Origin of the sequence: Gordonia sp. (in: high G+C Gram-positive bacteria) (genome assembly GCF_047602025.1) — a bacterium.
Taxonomy (GTDB): domain Bacteria; phylum Actinomycetota; class Actinomycetes; order Mycobacteriales; family Mycobacteriaceae; genus Gordonia.
In genome coordinates this window covers 419,811-441,103 of the sequence record NZ_JASGII010000001.1, presented here as the reverse complement: position 1 = coordinate 441,103, position 21,293 = coordinate 419,811, and the positions used below count along the sequence as shown (strand labels likewise).

At 69.9% G+C, this 21,293-nt stretch carries 19 protein-coding genes; 5 read left to right on the top strand and 14 right to left on the bottom strand.

Features of this window, described 5'->3' with window-relative positions:
* Positions 1 to 8: 8 nt before the first annotated feature.
* Positions 9 to 2,219, bottom strand: a complete 2,211-nt coding sequence (locus tag QM728_RS02190) for an acyl-CoA dehydrogenase family protein (protein ID WP_415030417.1) — start codon at positions 2,217 to 2,219, stop codon at positions 9 to 11.
* 105 nt (positions 2,220 to 2,324) lie between these two features.
* Here QM728_RS02190 and kstR point away from each other — a divergent pair, with 105 nt between their 5' ends.
* Positions 2,325 to 2,993 carry a cholesterol catabolism transcriptional regulator KstR gene (gene kstR / locus QM728_RS02185; protein WP_415030416.1) on the top strand — a complete coding sequence of 223 codons (669 nt, stop codon included), beginning with the start codon at positions 2,325 to 2,327 and terminating at the stop codon, positions 2,991 to 2,993.
* Here the strand turns inward: kstR and QM728_RS02180 are convergent, their stop codons facing one another.
* From QM728_RS02180 to QM728_RS02170, 3 genes are all read right to left on the bottom strand, one after another.
* Complete coding sequence (locus QM728_RS02180) at positions 2,994 to 4,139, bottom strand: alpha/beta hydrolase (RefSeq protein ID WP_415030415.1); 1,146 nt, start codon at positions 4,137 to 4,139, stop codon at positions 2,994 to 2,996. It abuts the gene before it with no gap.
* A gap of 124 nt (positions 4,140 to 4,263) precedes the next feature.
* Positions 4,264 to 4,485, bottom strand: coding sequence for a PF20097 family protein (locus QM728_RS02175; protein WP_415030414.1), 222 nt, complete (start codon positions 4,483 to 4,485; stop codon positions 4,264 to 4,266).
* An 82-nt stretch (positions 4,486 to 4,567) separates the two neighbouring features.
* Positions 4,568 to 7,114, bottom strand: coding sequence for an ATP-dependent Clp protease ATP-binding subunit (locus QM728_RS02170; RefSeq protein ID WP_415030413.1), 2,547 nt, complete (start codon positions 7,112 to 7,114; stop codon positions 4,568 to 4,570).
* A 294-nt stretch (positions 7,115 to 7,408) separates the two neighbouring features.
* Here QM728_RS02170 and QM728_RS02165 point away from each other — a divergent pair, with 294 nt between their 5' ends.
* Positions 7,409 to 8,716, top strand: a complete 1,308-nt coding sequence (locus QM728_RS02165; protein ID WP_415030412.1) for a hypothetical protein — start codon at positions 7,409 to 7,411, stop codon at positions 8,714 to 8,716.
* A 28-nt stretch (positions 8,717 to 8,744) separates the two neighbouring features.
* Here QM728_RS02165 and QM728_RS02160 read toward each other — a convergent pair whose 3' ends face one another.
* The 4 genes from QM728_RS02160 to QM728_RS02145 are packed head-to-tail and all read right to left on the bottom strand — an operon-like array spanning position 8,745 to position 11,452.
* Complete coding sequence (locus tag QM728_RS02160) at positions 8,745 to 10,022, bottom strand: M18 family aminopeptidase (protein WP_415030411.1); 1,278 nt, start codon at positions 10,020 to 10,022, stop codon at positions 8,745 to 8,747.
* 2 nt (positions 10,023 to 10,024) lie between these two features.
* Positions 10,025 to 10,705 carry a phosphoribosylformylglycinamidine synthase subunit PurQ gene (gene purQ, locus QM728_RS02155; RefSeq protein ID WP_415030410.1) on the bottom strand — a complete coding sequence of 227 codons (681 nt, stop codon included), beginning with the start codon at positions 10,703 to 10,705 and terminating at the stop codon, positions 10,025 to 10,027.
* Positions 10,702 to 10,947 carry a phosphoribosylformylglycinamidine synthase subunit PurS gene (gene purS, locus QM728_RS02150; protein WP_415030409.1) on the bottom strand — a complete coding sequence of 82 codons (246 nt, stop codon included), beginning with the start codon at positions 10,945 to 10,947 and terminating at the stop codon, positions 10,702 to 10,704. Before purS ends, purQ begins: the two co-directional genes overlap by 4 nt.
* Before the next feature lie 22 nt (positions 10,948 to 10,969).
* Positions 10,970 to 11,452 (bottom strand): glutathione peroxidase, encoded by a 483-nt coding sequence (locus QM728_RS02145; protein ID WP_415030408.1) that lies wholly within the window; start codon positions 11,450 to 11,452, stop codon positions 10,970 to 10,972.
* Between the two features lie 84 nt (positions 11,453 to 11,536).
* Between QM728_RS02145 and QM728_RS02140 the strand changes: the two genes are divergently transcribed.
* From QM728_RS02140 to QM728_RS02130, 3 genes are read left to right on the top strand one after another with little or no spacing between them, the layout of a single operon-like run.
* On the top strand, positions 11,537 to 12,031 hold the full coding sequence (locus QM728_RS02140; protein WP_415030407.1) for a MarR family winged helix-turn-helix transcriptional regulator: 495 nt from the start codon (positions 11,537 to 11,539) through the stop codon (positions 12,029 to 12,031).
* Positions 12,032 to 12,035: 4 nt separating this feature from the next.
* The gene (locus QM728_RS02135) at positions 12,036 to 13,562 is read left to right on the top strand and encodes a DHA2 family efflux MFS transporter permease subunit (protein WP_415030406.1); all 1,527 of its coding nucleotides are present in this window, start codon (positions 12,036 to 12,038) and stop codon (positions 13,560 to 13,562) included.
* A 40-nt stretch (positions 13,563 to 13,602) separates the two neighbouring features.
* Entirely contained in the window at positions 13,603 to 14,634 is a 1,032-nt protein-coding gene (locus QM728_RS02130; RefSeq protein ID WP_415030405.1) for a fused (3R)-hydroxyacyl-ACP dehydratase subunits HadA/HadB, read from the top strand.
* Here QM728_RS02130 and QM728_RS02125 read toward each other — a convergent pair.
* The 6 genes from QM728_RS02125 to QM728_RS02100 all read right to left on the bottom strand — a co-directional run bounded on the left by QM728_RS02125 (position 14,631) and on the right by QM728_RS02100 (position 21,254).
* The gene (locus tag QM728_RS02125) at positions 14,631 to 15,590 is read right to left on the bottom strand and encodes an NAD(P)H-dependent flavin oxidoreductase (protein WP_415030404.1); all 960 of its coding nucleotides are present in this window, start codon (positions 15,588 to 15,590) and stop codon (positions 14,631 to 14,633) included. The two genes, QM728_RS02130 and QM728_RS02125, sit on opposite strands and share 4 nt — an antisense overlap.
* Positions 15,583 to 17,736 carry a S9 family peptidase gene (locus QM728_RS02120; RefSeq protein ID WP_415030403.1) on the bottom strand — a complete coding sequence of 718 codons (2,154 nt, stop codon included), beginning with the start codon at positions 17,734 to 17,736 and terminating at the stop codon, positions 15,583 to 15,585. Before QM728_RS02120 ends, QM728_RS02125 begins: the two co-directional genes overlap by 8 nt.
* Positions 17,733 to 18,632 (bottom strand): phosphoribosylaminoimidazolesuccinocarboxamide synthase, encoded by a 900-nt coding sequence (locus tag QM728_RS02115; RefSeq protein ID WP_415030402.1) that lies wholly within the window; start codon positions 18,630 to 18,632, stop codon positions 17,733 to 17,735. The genes QM728_RS02120 and QM728_RS02115 overlap by 4 nt, the downstream gene beginning before the upstream one ends.
* A gap of 88 nt (positions 18,633 to 18,720) precedes the next feature.
* Positions 18,721 to 20,148, bottom strand: coding sequence for an adenylosuccinate lyase (gene purB, locus QM728_RS02110; RefSeq protein ID WP_415030401.1), 1,428 nt, complete (start codon positions 20,146 to 20,148; stop codon positions 18,721 to 18,723).
* Between the two features lie 13 nt (positions 20,149 to 20,161).
* Positions 20,162 to 20,788, bottom strand: a complete 627-nt coding sequence (locus QM728_RS02105; protein ID WP_415030400.1) for a TetR/AcrR family transcriptional regulator — start codon at positions 20,786 to 20,788, stop codon at positions 20,162 to 20,164.
* Positions 20,789 to 20,834: 46 nt separating this feature from the next.
* Positions 20,835 to 21,254 (bottom strand): hypothetical protein, encoded by a 420-nt coding sequence (locus QM728_RS02100; RefSeq protein ID WP_415030399.1) that lies wholly within the window; start codon positions 21,252 to 21,254, stop codon positions 20,835 to 20,837.
* Positions 21,255 to 21,293: the final 39 nt, after the last annotated feature.

Sequence of the window (21,293 nt, the reverse complement as noted above, 5' to 3'; positions counted from 1 at the left end):
TTGATCGATCAGCCGCGCGGCATCCCGAGGATCCGTTCGGCCGCGGCCGTCTTGAGGATCTGGGTGGTGCCGCCGGCGATCGACAGGCACCGGTTGAGCAGGAACAGCTCCGACGCCTCCGACGCGGCGATGCCGTCGACGCCGAGCAGGCGCAGCGCGAAGTCCGGCACGCCCTGCCGGTGCACGACGCCGATCAGCTTGCGCACGCTCGACGCGGCGCCGGGATCGTGACCGGCGAGGCGCTGCGACACCGAGCGGGCGTCGAGGGTGCGACCGTTGTGAGCGTCGGCCACGAGGCCGCCCAGCTCCCCGAGCTCCCCCGGCGTCAGCGGACGCCCCAGTTCGGCCAGCTGTCGCAGCAGCGAGTCCATCTCCTTGCCCAGGCTGGAGCCGCCCATGGCGACGCGCTCGTTGGCCAGGGTCGTGCGGGCCAGGCGCCAGCCGTTATTGACCTCGCCGACGACCAGGTCGTCGGGGACGAACACGTCGTCGAGGAAGACCTCGTTGAACATGGCGCGGCCGGTGAGTTCGCGCAGCGGGCGGATGTCGATGCCCGCCGACGCCATGTCGACGAGGAAGTAGGTGATGCCCTTGTGCTTGGGGACGTCGGGATCGGTGCGCGCGATGCAGACCGCCCACTGGGCGTTGTGCGCCTGCGACGTCCAGATCTTCTGACCGGTGAGGCGCCAGCCCGCTTCACCATTCGGCCCGGTGGCGCGCACGGCCTTGGTCCGCAGCGAGGCGAGGTCGGACCCGGCCTCCGGCTCGGAGAACAACTGGCACCAGACGATGTCGCCGGCGAGCGTCGGCGCGACGAAGCGCTCGCGCTGCGCCTCCGTGCCGTGCTCGAGGATCGTCGGGATGGCCCACCCGGCGATGACGAGGTCGGGGCGGTGCACGTCGGCCTGGTCCAGCTCGGCGTCGATGAGCAGCTGCAGCGCGGGGCTGGCGGCCAGGCCGTGCGGCTTCGGCCAGTGCGGCATGAGATAGCCGGTGCGGACGAGTTCGCCGCGGCGGTCGGCCTCGGGCGCCGCGGCGATCTGCTCGACGGTGGCGCGCACCCCGGCGCGCTGGTCCTCGACCTCGGAGAGGTCGATCGAGAAGCGCCGGCGCTCGCCGTTGATGGCGGTCTGGCCCAACGCGGCACGGTCGGCCGCGGCGTCGCCGAGGGCGGCGCGGACACCCAGCGCCGAGCGCAGGTAGAGGTGGGCGTCGTGCTCGAAGGTGAAGCCGATGCCGCCGAGGACCTGGATGCACTCCTTGGCGTTGGCCAGCGGCAGGTCGGCGATCAGCACGTTGCCCACCAGCGTCGCGAGTCCGGCCTGGGTGCCGAGGTCGAGGCCGTCGGAGCCGTCGTCGGCGGCCAGCAGGTCGTCCACCGCACCGGCCTGGTCCCACGCGGCGGCCGACAGCTGCTCGCTGCGGCAAAGCATGTCGGCGAGGATGTGCTTGATGGCCTGGAAGGAGCCGATCGGGGCGTCGAACTGGGTGCGCACTTTGGCGTAGTCGACGGCGGTGTCCAGGCACCACTTGGCCACGCCCGACTGGTAGGCGGTGTTCGCCGCCGCCAGGATCGCGCCGGTGTGCGCGGCGCGCGGCAACTCGATCAGCTTCGCCGGGTCGAGGCCGGTGAGGGTGAGCCGCGAGCACGACATCGTGCCGTCGAGACCGGCGACCTTCGTCGCGTCGACCGTGACGCCGGACTCCGGCGGCAGCAGGTACCAGCGGACACCCTTGCCCGGCAGCACGATGGCCAGCAGCAGCGCCGCCTCGGGCACCCAGCCCGGCACCGGGCCGAGATCGACCGGACCGGCGGGGTTGGTCATCTCCAGGTCGCGGCTGAGCCGGTAGTGGTCGGCGGGCACGACGACGGGCAGCTCGCCGGCGATGATCTTCTCGACGATCTCGGCGCCGCCGTCGATGCGCGACGCGGCGACCGCGGCGGCCAGCGTCGGGAGGATCGGTCCGGGGACCAGGCTGCGACCGCACTCGGCGACCATCGCGGCCGCATCGGCGAAGGGGGCGCCGAGTCCGCCACCGGCCTCATCGGCGGCGGCGGCGAAGACGCCGAGCTCGGCGAGTTCGGGCCACAGGCCCCGCCACGCGTCGGTCGATTCGTCCAACTCGGCCTTGGCGATGGCGGTCGTATCGCGCGCGGCAGCCCAGTCTGCGATGGCCTTGCAGACCGCGATTTGCTCGGCCGACGTGGCAATTGTCACGGGATTCCCCTGCATGTCTTATTGAAACGACTAACTAGAACCTGTTCTAATATGCCATGTGGCCCTCATTTACTGATAGCCGCAAGCGAAAGGACCGACGAGACGATGGCGCGAACCGCAACGGCCAAGGCCGACGCCGACGAGCGTGCCGACGCGCCCGCCGTCGATGAAACCCCCACCTCGTCCGGTGCGACCGGCGGGTCGACCGCGCAGCGCGAGCGCCGCCGCCGGATCCTCGACGCCACGCTGGCCCTCGCCTCCAAGGGCGGCTACGACGCCGTCCAGATGCGCACCGTCGCCGAGAAGGCCGATGTCGCCGTCGGCACCCTGTACCGCTACTTCCCGTCGAAGGTCCACCTGCTGGTGACCGCACTGGCCCGCGAGCTCGAACGCGTGGAGTCGCGCGTCGACCGCTCACAGCTGGTGGGCGCCACCGGGGTCGAGCGCTTGCGGACGGTCCTGGACATGATCACCTTCGCGATGCAGCGCGACCCGCTGCTCACCGAGGCGATGACCCGCGCGTTCATGTTCGCCGACGCGTCGGCGACCGCCGAGGTCGACAACGTCGCCAACACCATCGACCGCCTGCTCGCCGGCGCCATCGTCGGCGCCGAGCGCGAGCCGGATGAAGAGGATTTCGCCATCGCCCGCGTCATCGCGGACGTGTGGATGTCGAACCTGGTCCAGTGGCTGACCCGTCGGGCATCGGCCACCGACGTGACCAACCGGATGGAACTGACCGTCCGCCTGCTGCTGCGCGGCCGCGACAGCTGATCAGCGCCGCGGCCCGGCCGGCGCTTTCGGAGCGCGGGCGACCGGCGGCTTCACCGCTCGCGGCTTGCCCGCCACCGGGGCCTTCTTCGCCGGCGCGGCCGGCACGACGCCGAGATCGCGGGCGATCATCGGCCACGTGCGCTTTAGGTCTTCCTCCCAGTACTTCCACGAGTGGGTACCGGTCGGGCGGGTGATCACCGTCGCCGGGATGTGCATCTGTCGGAAGCGCTGCGCCATCTGCTGCGTGCACAGGTTGACCGCGCTCTCGATCAGACCGCCGACGACGACCTGGTTGGCCAGGGAGATCGGATCGTTGTTGACCAGGGGCGCGCCCAGGGTGTCGTTGCGGCCCGGCATGCCGGTGCCGGTCGTCATGTAGACCTTCGTGCCGCGCAGGCGTGCGGCGTTGAGGTACGGGTCGTTGGCGATCCAGCCCGGACCGCCGATCGGGCCCCACATGTTCGTGACGTCGCCGCGGCCGCGGTCGGACACGACCATGCGGATGTAGGCCTGGCCGAGCGGGTCGGAGGTGCGCGCGCAGCCACTATAGGCGGCGACGGAGCGGTAGAGCTTCGGGGCGGCGACGCCGAGGTTCAGCACCGAGGTGCCGGCCATCGAGATGCCGGCAAGCGCGTTGGCGCCGGTGGTCTTGAACTGCTTGTTCAGCAGCGGCGGCAGCTCCCTGGTCAAGAAGGTCTGCCACTTGTTGCGGCCCAGCACCGGGTCGTCGCGCTGCCAGTCGGTGTAGTACGAGAAGGCGCCGCCGATCGGGGTCGCCACGTAGACGTTCTTGGTCGAGAAGAAGCGCTCGTAGTCGGTCTTGGCGTCCCAGGTGGCCGAGTCCTCGCCACCGCCGGCGCCGTTCAGCAGGTACAGGACCGGGGCGGGCTTGCCCTCGTCGCGCGGCTTGAGCACGGTGACGGGAATCTGGCGGCCCATCGACGCCGACTGCACGACGACGGTGACCTTGCGACCCGCGCCCGGGAGCACCGCGTCGATGTAGGACTGCTTGGTGACCTTTGCGACCAGGTTGGGGGTGATGGCGGTGGGCAGCGCCACGGCCAGCGCGATGCCGGCCACGGCGATTCCGGCAGCACCGAGCGCCGGCTTCGACACCGGTCCGCGCTGCGCCCGAGTCCGCGCCATGACAAACCCCTCAAATCACATTAGTCACATCAGTAACACCCTTGAGGGTAGGAGTCCGCTCTGACCGTTTCCAGCCGGGACGGGCGTCGTTGCCGGTTCGAGACGAGTTTGTGACGCGACCGGCTCAGTTGGCGAAGAACTCCACGTGACCGCAGTTCACGCAGCGCAGCGCCGACAGCGTGCGGTCCTGCGTGCCGCCCGACCGCAGGCCCTTGCCGAAGAAGCGCGCCTTCGGCGAGCCCCCGCTCCAGTTGATGGCAGTGCGGCCGTTGTTGCTCCAGTGGGCGATGTAGCCGTCCTCGAGTTCGCCGTGGCACATCGTGCACTGGGCGTTTGCTGCGCTCATGGGCTCCAGCCTATGCCGCCCGGACGACTCCGGCCCGGCATCCGAGTGGATGCCGGGCCGGATAGTCGTTACCGCGCCGCGGTCAGGCCTTCTTGCCCTTGGCGTCGCCGACCTCGGTCAGCTCGGCCGGGGCGTCGGGCACCTCGCGGGGCTTCTCCGAGCCGGTGAAGGTGAACTTGGCACCGTCGCCATCGCCTTCGCCGTCCCAGCCCTCGACGTCCACGACGACGATCTGACCGGGCTTGACCTCGTCGAAGAGGATCTTCTCCGACAGCTGGTCCTCGATCTCGCGCTGGATCGTGCGACGCAGCGGACGCGCGCCCAGCACCGGGTCGAAGCCGCGCTTGGCCAGCAGCTGCTTGGCCTTCTCGGTCAGCTCCAGCTCGATGTCCTTGGCCTTGAGCTGCGTCTCGACGCGGCCGATCATCAGATCGACCATCTCGATGATCTGTTCGCTCGTCAGCTGGTGGAACACGATGACGTCGTCGATGCGGTTCAGGAACTCCGGGCGGAAGTGCTTCTTCAGCTCGTCGTTGACCTTCTGCTTCATCCGCTCGTACTGCGAGTCGTCGTCGTTGGACTTCGAGAAGCCCATGCCGACGGCCTTCGAGATGTCGGACGTGCCGAGGTTCGAGGTGAAGATCAGCACGGTGTTCTTGAAGTCGACCGTGCGACCCTGACCGTCGGTGAGACGACCGTCCTCGAGGACCTGCAACAGCGAGTTGTAGATCTCCGGGTGGGCCTTCTCGATCTCGTCGAACAGCACGACCGAGAACGGCTTGCGGCGCACCTTCTCGGTGAGCTGGCCGCCCTCTTCGTAGCCGACGTACCCGGGAGGGGCACCGAACAGGCGCGACGCGGTGAAGCGGTCGTGGAACTCGCCCATGTCGATCTGGATGAGCGCGTCGTCCTCGCCGAACAGGAAGTTCGCCAGCGCCTTGGACAGCTCGGTCTTACCGACGCCGGACGGACCGGCGAAGATGAACGAGCCGGACGGGCGCTTCGGGTCCTTCAGGCCGGCACGCGTGCGGCGGATCGCCTTCGAGACGGCCTTGACGGCGTCCTCCTGGCCGATGATCCGCTTGTGCAGCTCGTCCTCCATGCGGAGCAGGCGCGTCGTCTCCTCCTCGGTCAACTTGAAGACCGGGATACCGGTCCAGTTGCCGAGGACCTCGGCGATCTGCTCGTCGTCGACCTCGGCCACGACGTCCATGTCGCCGCTGCGCCACTGCTTCTCGCGCTCGGCGCGCTGGGCGACCAGCTGCTTCTCCTTGTCGCGGAGGTTCGCGGCCTTCTCGAAGTCCTGGGCGTCGATCGCCGATTCCTTCTCCTTGCGCGCGTCGGCGATCTTCTCGTCGAACTCGCGCAGGTCCGGCGGCGCGGTCATCCGGCGGATGCGCATGCGCGCGCCCGCCTCGTCGATGAGGTCAATCGCCTTGTCCGGCAGGAAGCGGTCGTTGATGTACCGGTCGGCCAGCGACGCGGCGGCCGCCAGCGCGCCATCGGTGATGGACACGCGGTGGTGCGCCTCGTAACGGTCGCGCAGACCCTTGAGGATCTCGATGGTGTGCTCGACCGACGGCTCGCCGACCTGCACCGGCTGGAAGCGGCGCTCCAGCGCGGCGTCCTTCTCGATGTACTTGCGGTACTCGTCGAGGGTGGTCGCACCGATGGTCTGCAGCTCGCCGCGGGCGAGCTTCGGCTTCAGGATCGACGCGGCGTCGATCGCGCCCTCGGCGGCACCCGCCCCGACGAGCGTGTGCAGCTCGTCGATGAACAGGATGATGTCGCCGCGGGTGTTGATCTCCTTGAGCACCTTCTTCAGGCGCTCTTCGAAGTCACCGCGGTAGCGGCTGCCGGCCACCAGCGACCCGAGGTCGAGGGTGTAGAGCTGCTTGTCCTTGAGCGTCTCGGGCACGTCGCCGTTGACGATCGCCTGGGCCAGCCCCTCGACGACGGCGGTCTTGCCGACGCCGGGCTCGCCGATGAGCACCGGGTTGTTCTTGGTGCGGCGGCTCAGGACCTGCATGACCCGCTCGATTTCCTTCTCGCGGCCGATGACGGGGTCGAGCTTGCCCTCGCTGGCGGCGGCGGTCAGGTTGCGGCCGAACTGGTCGAGGACCAGCGACGTCGACGGGGTGCCGGACTCGCTGCTGCGACCGCCGGTGCCCGCCTCCTGCGGCTCCTTGCCCTGGTAGCCCGACAGCAGCTGGATGACCTGCTGGCGGACCTTGTTCAGGTCGGCGCCGAGCTTGACCAGCACCTGCGCGGCAACACCCTCGCCCTCACGGATGAGGCCGAGCAGGATGTGCTCGGTGCCGATGTAGTTGTGGCCGAGCTGCAGGGCCTCGCGCAGCGAGAGCTCCAGCACCTTCTTGGCGCGCGGGGTGAAGGGGATGTGCCCGGCCGGGGCCTGCTGGCCCTGCCCGATGATCTCCTCGACCTGCGTGCGCACGGCCTCCAGCGAGATGCCGAGGGACTCGAGTGCCTTCGCGGCAACGCCCTCGCCCTCGTGGATCAGGCCGAGCAGGATGTGCTCGGTCCCGATGTAGTTGTGATTGAGCATCCGCGCTTCTTCTTGCGCCAGGACGACAACCCGGCGAGCGCGGTCGGTGAACCGTTCGAACATTGTTCTCCCTTACGTGGCTCCACTCGGCCGACCCGCGCCCCGCTGCGCGGTCCGCGCAGTGGATTCTGCGCGATGATTCGGCCTGCTTGCTTCCACTCTAGTGGTGTTTGGACCCGCGCCTGCAATCGTTGGGCGGCCGTGGGGCCAACCGGTCATCGTCGCCGGTCGGCGCCGCCGTCTCTTGTGGGCGCTTACCGCTGGTCAACGCCGAGCAGGGCCCACTCATTCCCCGTCCCACCCCCGCTTACGCCACCAGCGAACTAACCGGTGGCGCAGCGTGGTTCACTGTTACGCATGCTCTCCGGGATTCGCAGCCGCCTCCCGTTCGGAATCGGCACCGTTGTCATGTTGGCCATCGTCGCGATGATCGCCTCGGTCGGCGCCGTGCTGGCCATCAAGTCCGACGCTCCGCACGGCGGGCGCTACACCGCCGGCCAGCTGCGCGCCTACCCGGGCAAGCCGGAGGCCGCCTGGACCCGCGACCTGAACAACCTCCCCGAATTCGGGCCCGGCAGCGGACCGGTCGACGTCGCCGACACCCACGGCGAGACGTGGCTGCTGTCCTACCCGTCGGGCATCGGCAAGGCCTTCCTGGCGGTCAACCGTTACGACGGCAAGTCGCGCTGGGAGAAGCCGGTCAAGGCCGGTCTCGGCGACTGTGCCTTCAACGCCCACGGCGAGGTCGCCTGCGCGACCAAGCTGGGCGACGGGATTCCCGACGGCTTCTACAAGGTCGACGCCGCCGGCAAGCTCGGTCCGGCCCGCCCGCTCGACGACACCGTCCGCCTCGTCGGCGTCGGCCAGAACTTCGTCCGGGTCAACCAGGTGGGTTACCAGTTGACCGCGTCGACCCCCGAGGGCGTGGAGCGCTGGCACGCGTCCTTCGCCAGCGCCGCGACGCCGCTCTACCTGCCCGAGATCGACACGCTCGACGTCAAGCTCGCCGACGGCAGCCACGCGCTGGTCGACCCGGCCACCGGCAAGACCAAGCTCAGCTGCGGGCCCTGCACCCTGCACGTCTACCCGACCGGGTTGGCGGTCGAGCATGGCGGCTCCGGCGGCGTCATCGACTTCCACGCCTTCCACCACGGGAAGCTCGTCGCCAAGCCGACGCACATCGCCCGCAGCATGCAGGTCGCCACGGGGCCGGCCGCGCTGCCGGTGATCTGGGGCCTCGGCTCGGCGACGCTCACCCAGGCCGAGGGCCACTACGAGGTCCGGGACCCGGCGGAGGCCAAGGCCCTGTGGGCGGTCAGCGACAAGGAACTGTCCAAGGCCAAGCCCTTCGCCTGCGGACGACTCGTCGCCTTCACCCGCAAGGACGCCACCCGCGACGTGATGCGCCTGGACGAGCGGGGCACCCGCGTCGGCGTGCTGCCCGCGCCCGACCGGCAGCGCCCGGACACCAACCCCGCCGAGTTGCGCTGCGTCGGATCCTTCGGAAACGTCATCGTCGCGTGGAACGAGAACCAGGTGACCGCGTTCAACGGGTCTACCGGCAAGATCGACTGGGAGCTGCCGATCAACGGCAACGCGACCAGCGTCGAGGGCCAGATCGTGCTGCGCCAGGGCGCCACGCTGTCCGTGCTGCGCGCGTCCTGAATCCCGGGGCTAGCCGGCAATCCCGGGTCTAGCCGGCGAAGAAGGCCTGCAGCGCGGCGGAGTACATCGGCACGTCGGCGACGGCCATCAGCTCGCGCGCGCTGTGCATGGCCAGCTGCGGCGCTCCGACGTCGACGGTGACCAGGCCGGTCCGGGTCGCCGTGATCGGGCCGATGGTCGAACCGCAGGGCAGGTCCGCGCGGTGCACATACCGCTGCATCGGGACCCCCGCGCGTCGACAGGCCAACTCGAACACCGCGGCGCCCTCGGCGTCGGAGGCGTAGCGCAGGTTCTGATTGACCTTGAGCACCGGCCCGCCGCCCAGGGCGATCAGGTGGCCGGGCTCGTGGCGATCGGCGTGGCCCGGATGCGTCGCGTGGGCCATGTCACCGGAGACGCAGATGCTGCCGGCCATGGCGCGCAGGAAGTCCTCGCGATCGCCGCCGCCGGCCAGGACGATCCGCTCGCACACCGACACCAGGAAGTCCGACGCGGCACCGCGCTGCGAGGCGCTGCCGACCTCCTCGTGGTCGAACAGCGCGAGCAGTCCGATGGTGGGCGACTCGGCCGCGTCCAGCAGCGCCCGCAGCCCCGCGTAGCAGGTGCCCTGGTTGTCCAGGCGCGGTGCGCTGAGGAGGTCCTGCCGCGCGCCGACGATGCGTGACGGCTCGACGTCGTGGACCATCAGCTCCCAACCGAGCAGGTCGTCGGTGCCGACGCCCAGGTGCTTCGCGAGAAAGTCGCGCAGCCCGGGGCCGGCGGGATCGGTCGACCAGATCGCGTCGAGGTGGCGCTGCGGATCGGGGGTGACGCCCTTGCGGTCCTCGGACAGGTGGATGGCCAGCTGCGACACCCGCAGCAGGGGCTCGTCGAACTTCACCAGGCGCTCGGTCGGACCACCCGCGCCGAGGATCGACACCCGCCCGGACAGGCCGAGGTCACGGTCGAGCCAGGAGTTGAGCCAGGCGCCGCCGTAGGGCTCGAGCGCGACTGTCGCCACTCCCGCCGCGGTGCGGTCGAACTGCTGCTTGACGCGGAGGTTGGGGCTGTCGGTGTGGCCGCCGACGATGCGGAAGGCCGGCCGGCCCTCGCCTGCGGTCCGCCACGCGATGATCGACCCGCCGCGGCGCACGAAGTAGCGACCCGCATCGCCGGTCCACGCGTCGGTCTCGCGGAGCTCGGCGTAGCCGGCGCCCAGCAGCACGTCGGCGACCGTCGCGCACACGTGGAAGGGCGACGGCGACGCGTCGATGAATTCGGCCATCCCCGCCGCGGTGGCGGTGGTGGGCAGCGACTTGCGGGCCACGGCTAGGCCTTGGCCAGCACCGCGTCGAGGACCGAGTAGAACAGGCCCAGGCCGTCGTCGCTGGGTCCGGTGAGCGCCTCGATGGCGTGCTCGGGGTGCGGCATGAGGCCGACGACGCGGCCGTCGGCGCTGGTGACGCCGGCGATCGAGTTCATCGAACCGTTCGGGTTGTCCCCGGCATAGGTGAAGGCGATGCGGCCCTCGCCGGCCAACTCGTCGAGAACGTCCTTGCCGGCCACGTAGCGACCCTCGCCGGACTTGAGCGGGACGAGGATCTCCGCGCCCGGCTCGAACCGCGAGGTCCACGCCGACGACGTGTTCTCCACGCGCAGCCACTGGTCGCGGCAGACGAAGTGCAGGCCCTGGTTGCGGGTGAGCGCACCGGGCAGGAGGCCTGCCTCGCACAGGATCTGGAAGCCGTTGCAGATGCCGAGCACCGGAGTGCCGCCGCGGGCGGCCTCGATGACCGAGCCCATCACGGGGGCGAGGCTGGCGATGGCGCCGGCGCGCATGTAGTCGCCGTAGGAGAAGCCGCCGGGGACGACGATCGCATCGACGCCCTTGAGGTCGGCGTCGGCGTGCCAGAGGGAGACGGCCTCGGCACCGGCGTAGCGGACCGCCCGGGCCGCGTCGACGTCGTCGAGGGTGCCGGGGAAGGTGATCACACCGACGCGGGCTGTCACCTCTTCACCTGCACGCGGGTGACGGTGTAGTCCTCGATGACGGTGTTGGCGAGGACGTCGGCGGCAATCTTCTCCAGGGCCGTGTCGTCGACGGTGTCGGCGACCTCCAGCTCGAACCGCTTGCCCTGTCGGACGTCGCTGATCCCGTCGAAGCCGAGGCGCCCGAGCGCGCCGACGATGGCCTGCCCTTGCGGATCGAGGATCTCGGTCTTGGGCATCACGTCCACCACTACTCGCGCCATGGGCGCTAGCTTACCCAGTGCGTTACAGCGCCGCCTCGATGGCACTGACGACTTCGGGTGCGTCGGGCTCGACGGTCGGCCGGAAGCGGGCCACCACCTCGCCGTCGGAGTCGACGAGGAACTTCTCGAAGTTCCACGTGATGTCGCCGGCCTCACCGGCGGCGTCGGGGGCCTGGGTCAGCTCGGCGTAGAGCGGGTGGCGGTCGTCGCCGTTGACGTCGGCCTTTTCCAGCAGCGGGAAGGTCACCCCGTAGGTCGTCGAGCAGAAGGTGGCGATCTCCTCGGCGCTGCCCGGTTCCTGGCCCATGAACTGGTTGCACGGCATGCCGACGACGGTCAGCCCCTGCGGGCCGTAGGTCTTCGCCAACTCTTCGAGCTTGGCGTACTGCGGGGTCAGACCGCACTTGCTGGCGACGTTGACGACGAGGAGCGGTCCGGCGAAGGACGACAGGTCCAGCGGCGAGCCGTCGAGGGTGGTCACGGGGATGCTCTTGATGTTGGCCATGGCCCCACCCTACTCAGCGGCCATGACCTGCGTCACAGTTGGTTGCACATTGACAATAGTTGCGTCTGCGTTATAGTTCTGCGGGTGCAATCATCTGAGGTTTCCGCGCAGGAGAGTCAGGAGCGGGTCTATACCGCCCTGTCGTCCCTGTTCGAGCGGATGATGTGCGCCGCGAAGTCGTCGTCGATGACCGAGGTCGTCGAGGCCGATCTGACCTTCTCCCAGTTCCGCACCCTGATGGAGCTGGGCTCCCGCGGCACGGCGATGTCCATGAACGAACTCGCCGACGCGATCGGGCTGTCGGTGGCCGCCACCGGCCGCGTCGTCGACAAGCTCGTCGGCCTCGGCTACACCGACCGGCGCGAGGATCCGCAGGACCGCCGCGTCAAGCGGGTGTCGTTGACCGACGACGGCCACCGCTTCGTCACCACCGCGGTCGACCAGCGCGAGGACGTGCTGCGCGCGATCTGCCACCGACTGCCCGGCGACGTCGCCGATGCGCTCACCGCGGCGCTCGACCCCGTCCTGCACGGCGACACCGACTACTTCGCCTCCCCCGAACCCACTACAGAAAGCTGATCCGATGAGTTCCCCAGCAGCCGCCAAGGCGCCGGACACCAAGCTCGACAAGCATGTCTTGATCGTCGCCGGTGTCGTCGTCCTCGGCTCGATCATGTCGATCCTCGACGTCACCGTCGTCGCGGTCGCCCAGGACACCTTCCAAACGGTGTTCAAGACCAATCAGGCCGGCGCAGCCTGGTCGATGACCGCCTACACCCTGGCGCTGGCCACGGTGATCCCGCTGGCCTCGTGGGCCGCGACCCGGTTCGGCACCAAGAAGGTCTATCTGACCTCGCTGGTGCTGTTCTTGATCGGCTCGGCGCTGTGCGCCCTCGCCTGGAACATGCCCTCGCTGGTGGCCTTCCGGGCGCTGCAGGGCCTCGGCGGCGGTCTGCTCATGCCGGTCGGCATGATGATCCTCACCAAGGCGGCCGGCCCCGAACGCGTCGGCTCGGTCATGGCCGTCCTCGGCATCCCGATGCTGCTCGGCCCGATCGGCGGCCCGATCCTCGGCGGCCTGCTGATCGAGAAGGCCTCGTGGCACTGGGTGTTCCTGATCAACATCCCGATCGGCATCATCGCCCTGATCTACGCATCGCTGGCCCTGAAGAACGACGAGACCGGCGAGCGCCCGACCATCGACTGGCTCGGACTGGCCATGCTCTCTCCCGGCCTCGCGCTGTTCCTCTACGGCATCGCCGGCGCCGGCGAGAAGCAGACCTTCGCCACCCCGCGCGTCCTGGTCCCCGGCCTGATCGGTCTCGCGCTGATCATTGCCTTCGTCTTCCACGCGTTGACCACCAAGCGCAAGCCGCTGCTGGACCTGCGCCTGTTCCGCAACCGGACGCTGACGATCGCGGTCATCACGAGCGTCTGCTTCGCCATGGCCTTCTTCGGCAGCACCCTGCTCTACCCGCAGTACTTCATCGGCGTCCGCGGTGAGACCACCCTCGCCGCCGGCCTGCTGCTGGCCCCGCAGGGCCTGGGCGCGATGCTGTCGATGCCGGTCGGCGGCAAGCTCACCGACAAGATCGGCCCGGGCAAGGTCGTGTTGACCGGTCTGACCCTGATCCTGCTCGGCATGATCGCCTTCACCCAGCTCAAGGCCGACACGTCGATGCTCATCGTCTGCGGCGCCCTGTTCGTGCAGGGCCTCGGCATGGGCATGACGATGATGCCGATCATGTCCGCCGCCCTGGCGAGCCTGAGCAACAAGCAGGTTCCCGACGGCACGACCCTGATGAACGTGATCCAGCAGGCCTCGACCTCGCTGGGCACCGCGGGCATCTCGGTGGTCCTGTTCAGCGCGCTCGCCGCCAAGCCCGACGCGATGAAGGCGATCGTCTACAACCGGCTCAAGCCGCCCACGCCGGAACCGCCGCACGACTGGTTCCAGCAGGCCGCGGCCGCGTTCACCACGCCGTTCACCGTCGCCGCGATCCTCGTCGCGCTGACCCTGATCCCCGCGTTCTTCCTGCCGCGCAAGAAGATCGCGTCCCCCCTCGTCGAGGAGGAAATGGATCAGGCCCCGCACATCGCGCTGCACTGACGCGGCTAGGATCACCTCGAACCGAACAGTTGGAGAGTTGATGACGACCGCACCCGAAGAACCAGCCCTGCAGGCGCGCGTCGGCCACTACTACAAGGCCGACCACACCTACGAGATCGGGCGCGAGAAGATCCGCGAGTACGCCCGGGCGGTGCAGGACTACCACCCGGCGCACTGGGATGAGGATGCGGCGAAGAAGATGGGGTACGACCACCTCATCACGCCGCTGACCTTCACCGCGATCGGCGCGATGGCCGCCAACCGCAAGCTTCTCGAAGAGGTCGTCGTCGGGTACGACACGTACGTGCAGACCGAGCAGGTCTTCGAGCAGCACCGCCCGATCACCGTCGGCGACCACCTGCACACCGATGTCGAGCTGTCGTCGGTGCGCCGCATCGCCGGCAAGGACATGATCACCATCACCAACACGTTCCTCGACCTGAACTCGGGCGAGACCGTGCACACGATGCACACCACGGTCGTCGGCGTCACCGCCGACGAGGTGGACCCCGGGATCACCGAGGCCGTGTCGAAGGTGATGATGCACGACGTCGACATGTCGACGGCGGAGTCGGCCGGCGAGTACGTGAAGGAGGTCCGCGACGAGGGGCCGCGGACGATCGCCCAGGGCGGCCTGACGCGCACCCCGGCCAGCCGGAACTTCGACGACCTGTCGGTCGGCGACCAGCTGCCCGAGCACCACACCCACCTCTCGCGCGGCGACCTCGTCAATTACGCCGGCGTGGCCGGCGACGCCAACCCGATCCACTGGGACGAGTCGATCGCCAAGCTGGCCGGCCTGCCCGACGTGATCGCCCACGGCATGCTCACCATGGGCCTGGGCGCCGGCTACATCGCCGAGTGGACCGGCGATCCGGGCGCGGTCACCAAGTACCAGGTGCGCCTGTCGTCGCCGGCGATCGTGCCGGCCGACGGCAAGGGCGACATCGAGTTCGGCGGCCGCATCAAGTCGCTGGACCCGGAGACCCGCAGCGGCGTGATCATCCTGACGGCGAAGTCGGCCGGCAAGAAGATCTTCGGCATGGCGACGCTGAACGTCCGGTTCAGCTAGTCCAGCCAGCGCTGCGCGGCCCGCAGGTGGTCGCGGAACGACGCGAAGTCGTCGAGGACCTCGGCGGCGGTGCGCGGTCGGTCGACCAGTCCGGCGGACTCGCCGGCGTAGACCGGTGCGAGTGACAGGTCGGCGTCCACGCGAGCCTGCTTGATCTGCGCCGTCAGCTCGTCGGTCACCGCCGCTTCCAGGGCGTCGGTGCGCTCGGCCCACTGGTCGCTGAAGTCGTTGGCCAGGGCGCGACCGCCGTAGATCTCCGGCCAGTCGAAGCGCTGGGCGATGTCGAAGGCGCGGGTGTAGACCGTCTGGTCGGTGTCGGCGGCGACGACCGCCTCTTTGAGCTCGGGTCGGAACAAACTCTCCGCGCTGGCGGCGAACGGCGTCCCCACCCACGCGGCGGCGGCACCCGCCGCCAGCACCGCGGCCAGGCCGCGCGCGGTGCCCACTCCCCCGCCGACGAGGACGGGCCGGTCGGTGAGGTCGAGGACCTGCTGCAGCAGCGGCAGCGTCGACACGACGCCGCGACCGTGGCCGCCGCCCTCGGCACCGCGGACCACGAGTCCGTCGACCCCGGCGTCGAGCGCGTCGAGCGCCTCGGCCCGCGTGCCGACCTGGGCGATGACTGCCGCGCCAGCGTCGTGCACCTTCGGCAGGTAGGGGCGCGGGTCGCCGAAGCTCAGGCTCACGACCACCGGCCGGACCTCCAGCGCGGCGTCGAGCAGGGCCGGGTTCTGCGGCAGCGACCAGCACATCAGCCCGATGCCGACGCGCTGACCGTCGGCGAGCCCGCACTGCTCGCGCACCTGGTCGACGGTCGCGACGTTGCCGACGCCGATCAGGCCCAGTCCACCGCCCGCGGTGATCGCCGCGGCGAGGCGGCCGCCGGCGGCACCGGCCATCGGTGCCCCGACGACGGGGATGCGCAGGTCCGCGAGGATGCCGGCGAGATCAGTCATCGACCGCCCCGCTCTGCTCGAGGATCCAGGCCAGCTCGAAGGCGGTCTGCTCCCACTGCTTGTACCGGCCGCTGACGCCGCCGTGCCCGGCCTTCATCTCGGTCTTCAGCAGGATGGGGGCCGTGCCGGTGGTCTGGTCCTGCAGCTTGGCCGCCCACTTGGCCGCCTCGGTGTGCAGCACGCGGGTGTCGTTGAGCGAGTTGAGCGCGAGGATGGCCGGGTAGTCGACCGCGCGCACGTTCTCGTACGGCGAATACGACTTCATGTACGCGTAGACCTCGGGATCGGCGAGCGGGTTGCCCCACTCCTCCCACTCGATGACCGTGAGCGGCAGACTCGGGTCGAGAATCGAGTTGAGGGCGTCGACGAAGGGCACGGCGGCGACGATGCCGTGAAACAGTTCGGGCGCCTCGTTGACGACGGCGCCCATCAGCAGGCCGCCCGCACTGCCCCCCTCGGCCACCAGGTGCCGCGGATCGGTGACGCCGGTGTCGATGAGGTGCCGGGCGACGGCGATGAAGTCGGTGAAGGTGTTGCGCTTGGCGAGCTTCTTGCCGTCCTCGTACCAGTGCCGCCCCATCTCGCCGCCGCCGCGGACGTGCGCGACGGCGAAGACCAGGCCCCGGTCGAGCATCGACAGCCGGGAGATGGAGAACGACGGGTCGATGCTGTGCTCGTAGGACCCGTAGCCGTAGAGCAGCATCGGGGCCGGCCCAGCGGAATCCCGCGTGCCCTTGCGACGGACGAGCGAAACGGGGATCTTCGTGCCGTCCTCGGCGGTGGCCCACACGCGCGACTGCTCGTAATCGTCGGGGTCGTATCCGCCGAGCACGATCTGCCGCTTGAGCAGGGTGCGCTCGCCGGTCGCGACGTCGAGTTCGAGCAGTTCGGTGGGCTCGATGAAGCTGGTGTAGCCGATCCGCAGCTTCGGTGCGGACCACTCCGGGTTGCCGCCCGGCCCGACCGCCGACAGCGGCTGGTCGAAGCGGACCTCGGCGAAGTCGGCGGCGGTGGGGATGCCGTTGATCCGCCGCAGATCCGCGATCGCCATCTTGGGCAGCGCATCGGCGCGATAGCTCAGGACCAGGTAGTCCGCGAAGGCCTCGACGTCCTCGATGCGCCGCGTCGGGTCGTGCGACAGCAGCGGCGTCCGCGCCGCCGGGTCGTCGACCGGGGCGATGTCGACGGCGTAGTTCTCGGCCTTCTCGCCGTCGGGTCCGACGCCGTTGTGCGTGAACAGGAAGTAGTCGCGGCCGGCGATGATGGCGTGGTCGACCTCGTACTCGACGTCGGGGACGCGCGGGGCCAGGCTCACCGGCTCCGCGGTGGGGTCGCTCGTCGGGATCGCGTAGACCTCCGACGTCGTCTTGGAGCCGGCGCCGATGAAGATGTACGCGCGGCTGCGGGCGCCGCCCATGCCGACCCAGTACCCCTCGTCGGGCTCGTGGAAGACCTGTACGTCGGGCTTCCCCGACCCCACCTCGTGCCGCCACACGGTGTCCGGGCGCCACGCGTCGTCGACGGTCAGGTAGAACAGGTACTTCGCGTCGCGGGACCACAGCGCGCCGCCGGCGGTGTCGGCGATCGTGTCGGGCAGTTCTTCCCCGGTGGCGAGGTTGCGGATGCGCAGCGTGTACCGCTCGTTGCCGACGGTGTCGGTGGACAGCGCCAGCCACCGGCCGTCCTCGCTGACCGTCGCGGCGCCGAGGCTGAAGAAGTCGTGCCCCTGCGCCTCGGCGTTGGCGTCGACGACGACCTGCTCGCCGGGCAGTTGCTCGCCGGGGCTGATCGTCGGGGCGTCCCAGTCGTCGGGCCCGGCAACCGGGCAGCGCGCGGAGATGCCGTACTGCTTGCCCTCCTCGGTGCGGGTGAAGTACCAGTAGTCGCCGATGCGGGTGGGCACCGACATGTCGGTCTCCTGCACGCGCGACTTGATCTCCCCGAAGATCGCGTCCTGCAGCGGTTTCAGGTGCGCGGTCTGCGCCTCGACGAACGCGTTCTGACCCTCGAGGTAGGCGATCACCTCCGGGTCGGTCTTGTCGGCCATCCACGTGTAGTCGTCGACGACGACGTCGCCGTGGTGGACGCGCTCGGTGGGGACCTTCTTCGCGACGGGCGGCGTCACGGCGTTGTCGGTCTTGCTCACTCGTCGTCTCCCGCGCCGGGCCAATCGGCGAAGCTCTGCTGCGACAACCGTTCGTAGGCTTCGATGTAGCGCGCCCGGGTGCGCTGCACCACGTCGGCGGGCAGGGGCGGCGGCGGGGTATCGCCGTGCCGGTCCCATCCGGCGGCGTCGCTGGTGAGCCAGTTGCGCACGATCTGCTTGTCGAAGGACGGCTGCACCCGGCCGGCGACGTAGGTGGACGCGTCCCAGTAGCGGGACGAATCGGGGGTGAGCACCTCGTCGGCGAGGACCAGCGAGCCGTCGGCGGCCTGCCCGAACTCGAACTTGGTGTCGGCGAGGATGATGCCGCGCCGCGCGGCGAGGTCGCAGCCGCGCCCGTAGACGTCCAACGTGGTCGCCTTGAGGTCGGCCGCGAGGTCCGCGCCCACCAGGTCGACGACCTGCTCGTAGGTGATGTTCTCGTCGTGGTCGCCGATCTCCGCCTTCGACGCGGGGGTGAAGATCGGTTCGGGCAGTTTGCTCGCCTCGCCCAGGCCCGCGGGCAGCTCGATGCCGCAGACGCTGCCGGTGGCGGTGTAGTCGATCAGGCCGGAGCCGGTGAGGTAGCCGCGGGCGACACATTCGACGGCGACCATCGGCAGGTCTTTGACGACCATCGAGCGGCCGAGGACGGCCGCGGGGATGCGTTCGTCGGTGGGCCCGCCGGCCAGGTGGTTGGGCACGCCGAGGTGGTCGAACCAGAAGAAGCTGGTCGCCGTCAGCACCCGCCCCTTGTCCGGGATCGGGGTGTCCAGGACGAAGTCGTAGGCGCTGATCCGGTCGGAGGTGACCATGAGCAGCGTCTCGTCGTCGATCCGGTAGATGTCGCGGACCTTGCCCGACGCGACGTGCGCGTAGGAGTCCAGTTCAGGGCGCATACGTCGAGCCTAGTTGCCGACCACAAACGCTCCACCGGCAGCCAAACGCTTCCCGGGCTACGGGAGCGTCGAGCAATTCGTGCAGCGCCTAGAGGATGGGTGCCGGAACGTACGTGGCCGCGTCCGGGTAGCGCGCGACGACCTTCTCGACGGCGGCGGCCACATCGGCCACCTGCGACTGCGCGGCACCGATGAACGCCGTCTTGTCGGCGAGCGCCTCGTCGAGCTGCGCGCGGTCCAGGGGGATGCGGTCGTCGGCGGCGAGGCGGTCCAGCAGATCCGGCTTGGCGCCCTTCTCGCGCATCGCGAGCGCGACGGCGACCGCGTTCTCCTTGATGGCCTCGTGCGCGGTCTCGCGGCCGACACCGGCACGCACCGACGCCATGAGGACCTTGGTGGTCGCCAGGAACGGCAGGTAGCGGTCGAGCTCGTTGTTGATCACGGCCGGGTAGGCACCGAACTCGGCGAGGACGGTCAGGAAGGTCTCCATCAGCCCGTCGATGGCGAAGAACGCATCGGGCAGCGCGACGCGGCGCACGACCGAGCAGAACACGTCCCCCTCGTTCCACTGCGAGCCGGCGAGCTCGGCGGCCATCGAGCCGTAACCGCGCAGCACGACCGCCAGCCCGTTGACGCGCTCGCAGCTGCGGGTGTTCATCTTGTGCGGCATGGCCGACGAGCCGACCTGGCCCGGCTGGAAGCCCTCGGTGACCAGCTCGTGGCCGGCCATCAGGCGGATGGTCATCGCCAGCGACGACGGCGCCGCCGCCGTCTGCACCAGCGCCGACACGACGTCGTGGTCCAGCGAGCGCGGGTACACCTGGCCGACCGAGGTCAGCGCGGCGGCGAAGCCGAGGTGATCGGCGACCAGGCCTTCGAGCCGACCGAGCTTCGCGGCGTCGCCGTCGAGCAGGTCCAACATGTCCTGGGCGGTGCCCATCGGGCCCTTGATGCCGCGCAGCGGGTAACGGGCGATGAGCTCTTCGAGGCGCTGCAGCGCAATCATCATCTCGTCGGCGGCCGAGGCGAACCGCTTGCCCAGCGTCGTCGACTGCGCCGCAACGTTGTGGCTGCGGCCGGCCATCACCAGGTCGGAGTACTGGACGGCGCGATCGGTGATCCGGGCGAGCACCGCGACGCCGTGGGCGTGCACGTGCTTCAGCGACTGCAGGATCTGCAGCTGCTCGACGTTCTCGGTGAGGTCACGGCTGGTCATCCCCTTGTGGATGTGCTCGTGGCCGGCGAGGTCGTTGAACTCCTCGATGCGCGCCTTCACGTCGTGGCGGGTGATCTTCTCGCGCGCGGCGATGGAGTCGAGGTCGATCTGGTCGACGACGCGCTCGTAGTCTTCGATCACCCCGTCCGGGATGTCGATGCCGAGTTCGCGCTGCGCGGCCATCACCGCGATCCACAGGCGGCGCTCGGCGGCGATCTTGGTGCGCGGGGACCAGATGTCGGCGAGCTCCGCCGACGCGTACCGGCCGGCTAGGACATTGGCGATCTCAGGTTTGGCCACGCGGCCAGTTTAGTCAGTCGCCCGCGGCGACGGCGGCCGCGGCCGGGAGGGCGGGCGCCAGTACGTCGACAACGCCCGTGATCACCTCGGTGAGGGCGCCGATCGGGTCCTTGCGGTCCTCGGCCGCGGCGGCGATGGATTCGAGCAGGGCGCCGTTCTCGAAGGCGATCAGGCTCTGCACCCCGGCCGGCGCGCTGCGCCGCTGCGACTTCGCCAGCACCCGGGCGGCGACTTCGGCCATGCGGTCGCGCCGGGCGGCGATCAGCGCGGCCAATTCGGGGTGGCGGGCGGCCAGGACGAACAGTTCGTAACGGGTCGTCAGACGGGAGGCGGAGTCGTCCCCGACGAACACCTCGGCCAGCGCGGCGGCGGTGTCGCGCGCACCCCGGGACTGCGCGGGCAACGCGTCGCACCGGGCGGTCATCTCGCGCGCGTCCACCTCGCAGGTGTACTCGACGGCAGCGCGCAGCAGCTCGTCGAGCGAATCGAAGTAGTACGTCGTCGAGGCCAGCGGCAGGCCGGCCCGCTGGGCGACGGCGCGGTGGCGCACGGCCTCGTGACCGTGCTGCATCAGCAGCGCGCCCGCCGCCTCGGCAAGGAGTTGGCGGCGTGCCAGACCTTTGGGAGTCGCGGCAGCCATGGCAGTCACCGTGCCACAGCGGGCGCCGCCGCCGAGGCGGTTTCGGCTAGCCCGCGAAAGAGGTGCAGACGCCGGCGATGCCGAAGCCCTGGCCGACCTGGACGGTGGTGTAGTTCGAGCGGTAACCGCGCTGCACCGCGTACAGCTGGCGCACGCCGATGCGCTGCGGGCGCCAGGTCACCGCCGCGGTGGCGCCGTCGGGCCAGGCCCAGCCGATGAACAGCGGCGGGTTGCCCCGCCCGGCCTTCTTCTCCCAGAAGGTGACGCGGCCCGAGGAGTTCACCGCGACCGTCATCGGGTAGGTGCACCCGGTGCCGTAGGTGCTCGAGGAGAACCGCGCGCCCGGATCGACGCGTCCGCTCGGCACGGCGTCGGCGCCCGAAGCGCCGACCGTCGCCAGACCGCCGGCGATCGTCAGGGCGGCAGCGGTGGCCGCGATCTTCGTCGAGGTTGCTGTGGTTCCCACGGTTGTCCCTTCTTCACAAGCTCGAGCACTCAAGCTCGG

What these genes read in the sequence shown, in the direction of transcription:
- kstR (WP_415030416.1), top strand. Translation starts at nt 2,325, where the DNA reads ATGGCGCGAACCGCAACGGCCAAGGCCGACGCCGACGAGCGTGCCGAC.
- QM728_RS02180 (WP_415030415.1), bottom strand. Translation starts at nt 4,139, where the DNA reads ATGGCGCGGACTCGGGCGCAGCGCGGACCGGTGTCGAAGCCGGCGCTC.
- QM728_RS02175 (WP_415030414.1), bottom strand. Translation starts at nt 4,485, where the DNA reads ATGAGCGCAGCAAACGCCCAGTGCACGATGTGCCACGGCGAACTCGAG.
- QM728_RS02170 (WP_415030413.1), bottom strand. Translation starts at nt 7,114, where the DNA reads ATGTTCGAACGGTTCACCGACCGCGCTCGCCGGGTTGTCGTCCTGGCG.
- QM728_RS02165 (WP_415030412.1), top strand. Translation starts at nt 7,409, where the DNA reads ATGCTCTCCGGGATTCGCAGCCGCCTCCCGTTCGGAATCGGCACCGTT.
- purS (WP_415030409.1), bottom strand. Translation starts at nt 10,947, where the DNA reads ATGGCGCGAGTAGTGGTGGACGTGATGCCCAAGACCGAGATCCTCGAT.
- QM728_RS02145 (WP_415030408.1), bottom strand. Translation starts at nt 11,452, where the DNA reads ATGGCCAACATCAAGAGCATCCCCGTGACCACCCTCGACGGCTCGCCG.
- QM728_RS02135 (WP_415030406.1), top strand. Translation starts at nt 12,036, where the DNA reads ATGAGTTCCCCAGCAGCCGCCAAGGCGCCGGACACCAAGCTCGACAAG.
- QM728_RS02130 (WP_415030405.1), top strand. Translation starts at nt 13,603, where the DNA reads ATGACGACCGCACCCGAAGAACCAGCCCTGCAGGCGCGCGTCGGCCAC.
- QM728_RS02125 (WP_415030404.1), bottom strand. Translation starts at nt 15,590, where the DNA reads ATGACTGATCTCGCCGGCATCCTCGCGGACCTGCGCATCCCCGTCGTC.
- QM728_RS02115 (WP_415030402.1), bottom strand. Translation starts at nt 18,632, where the DNA reads ATGCGCCCTGAACTGGACTCCTACGCGCACGTCGCGTCGGGCAAGGTC.
- QM728_RS02105 (WP_415030400.1), bottom strand. Translation starts at nt 20,788, where the DNA reads ATGGCTGCCGCGACTCCCAAAGGTCTGGCACGCCGCCAACTCCTTGCC.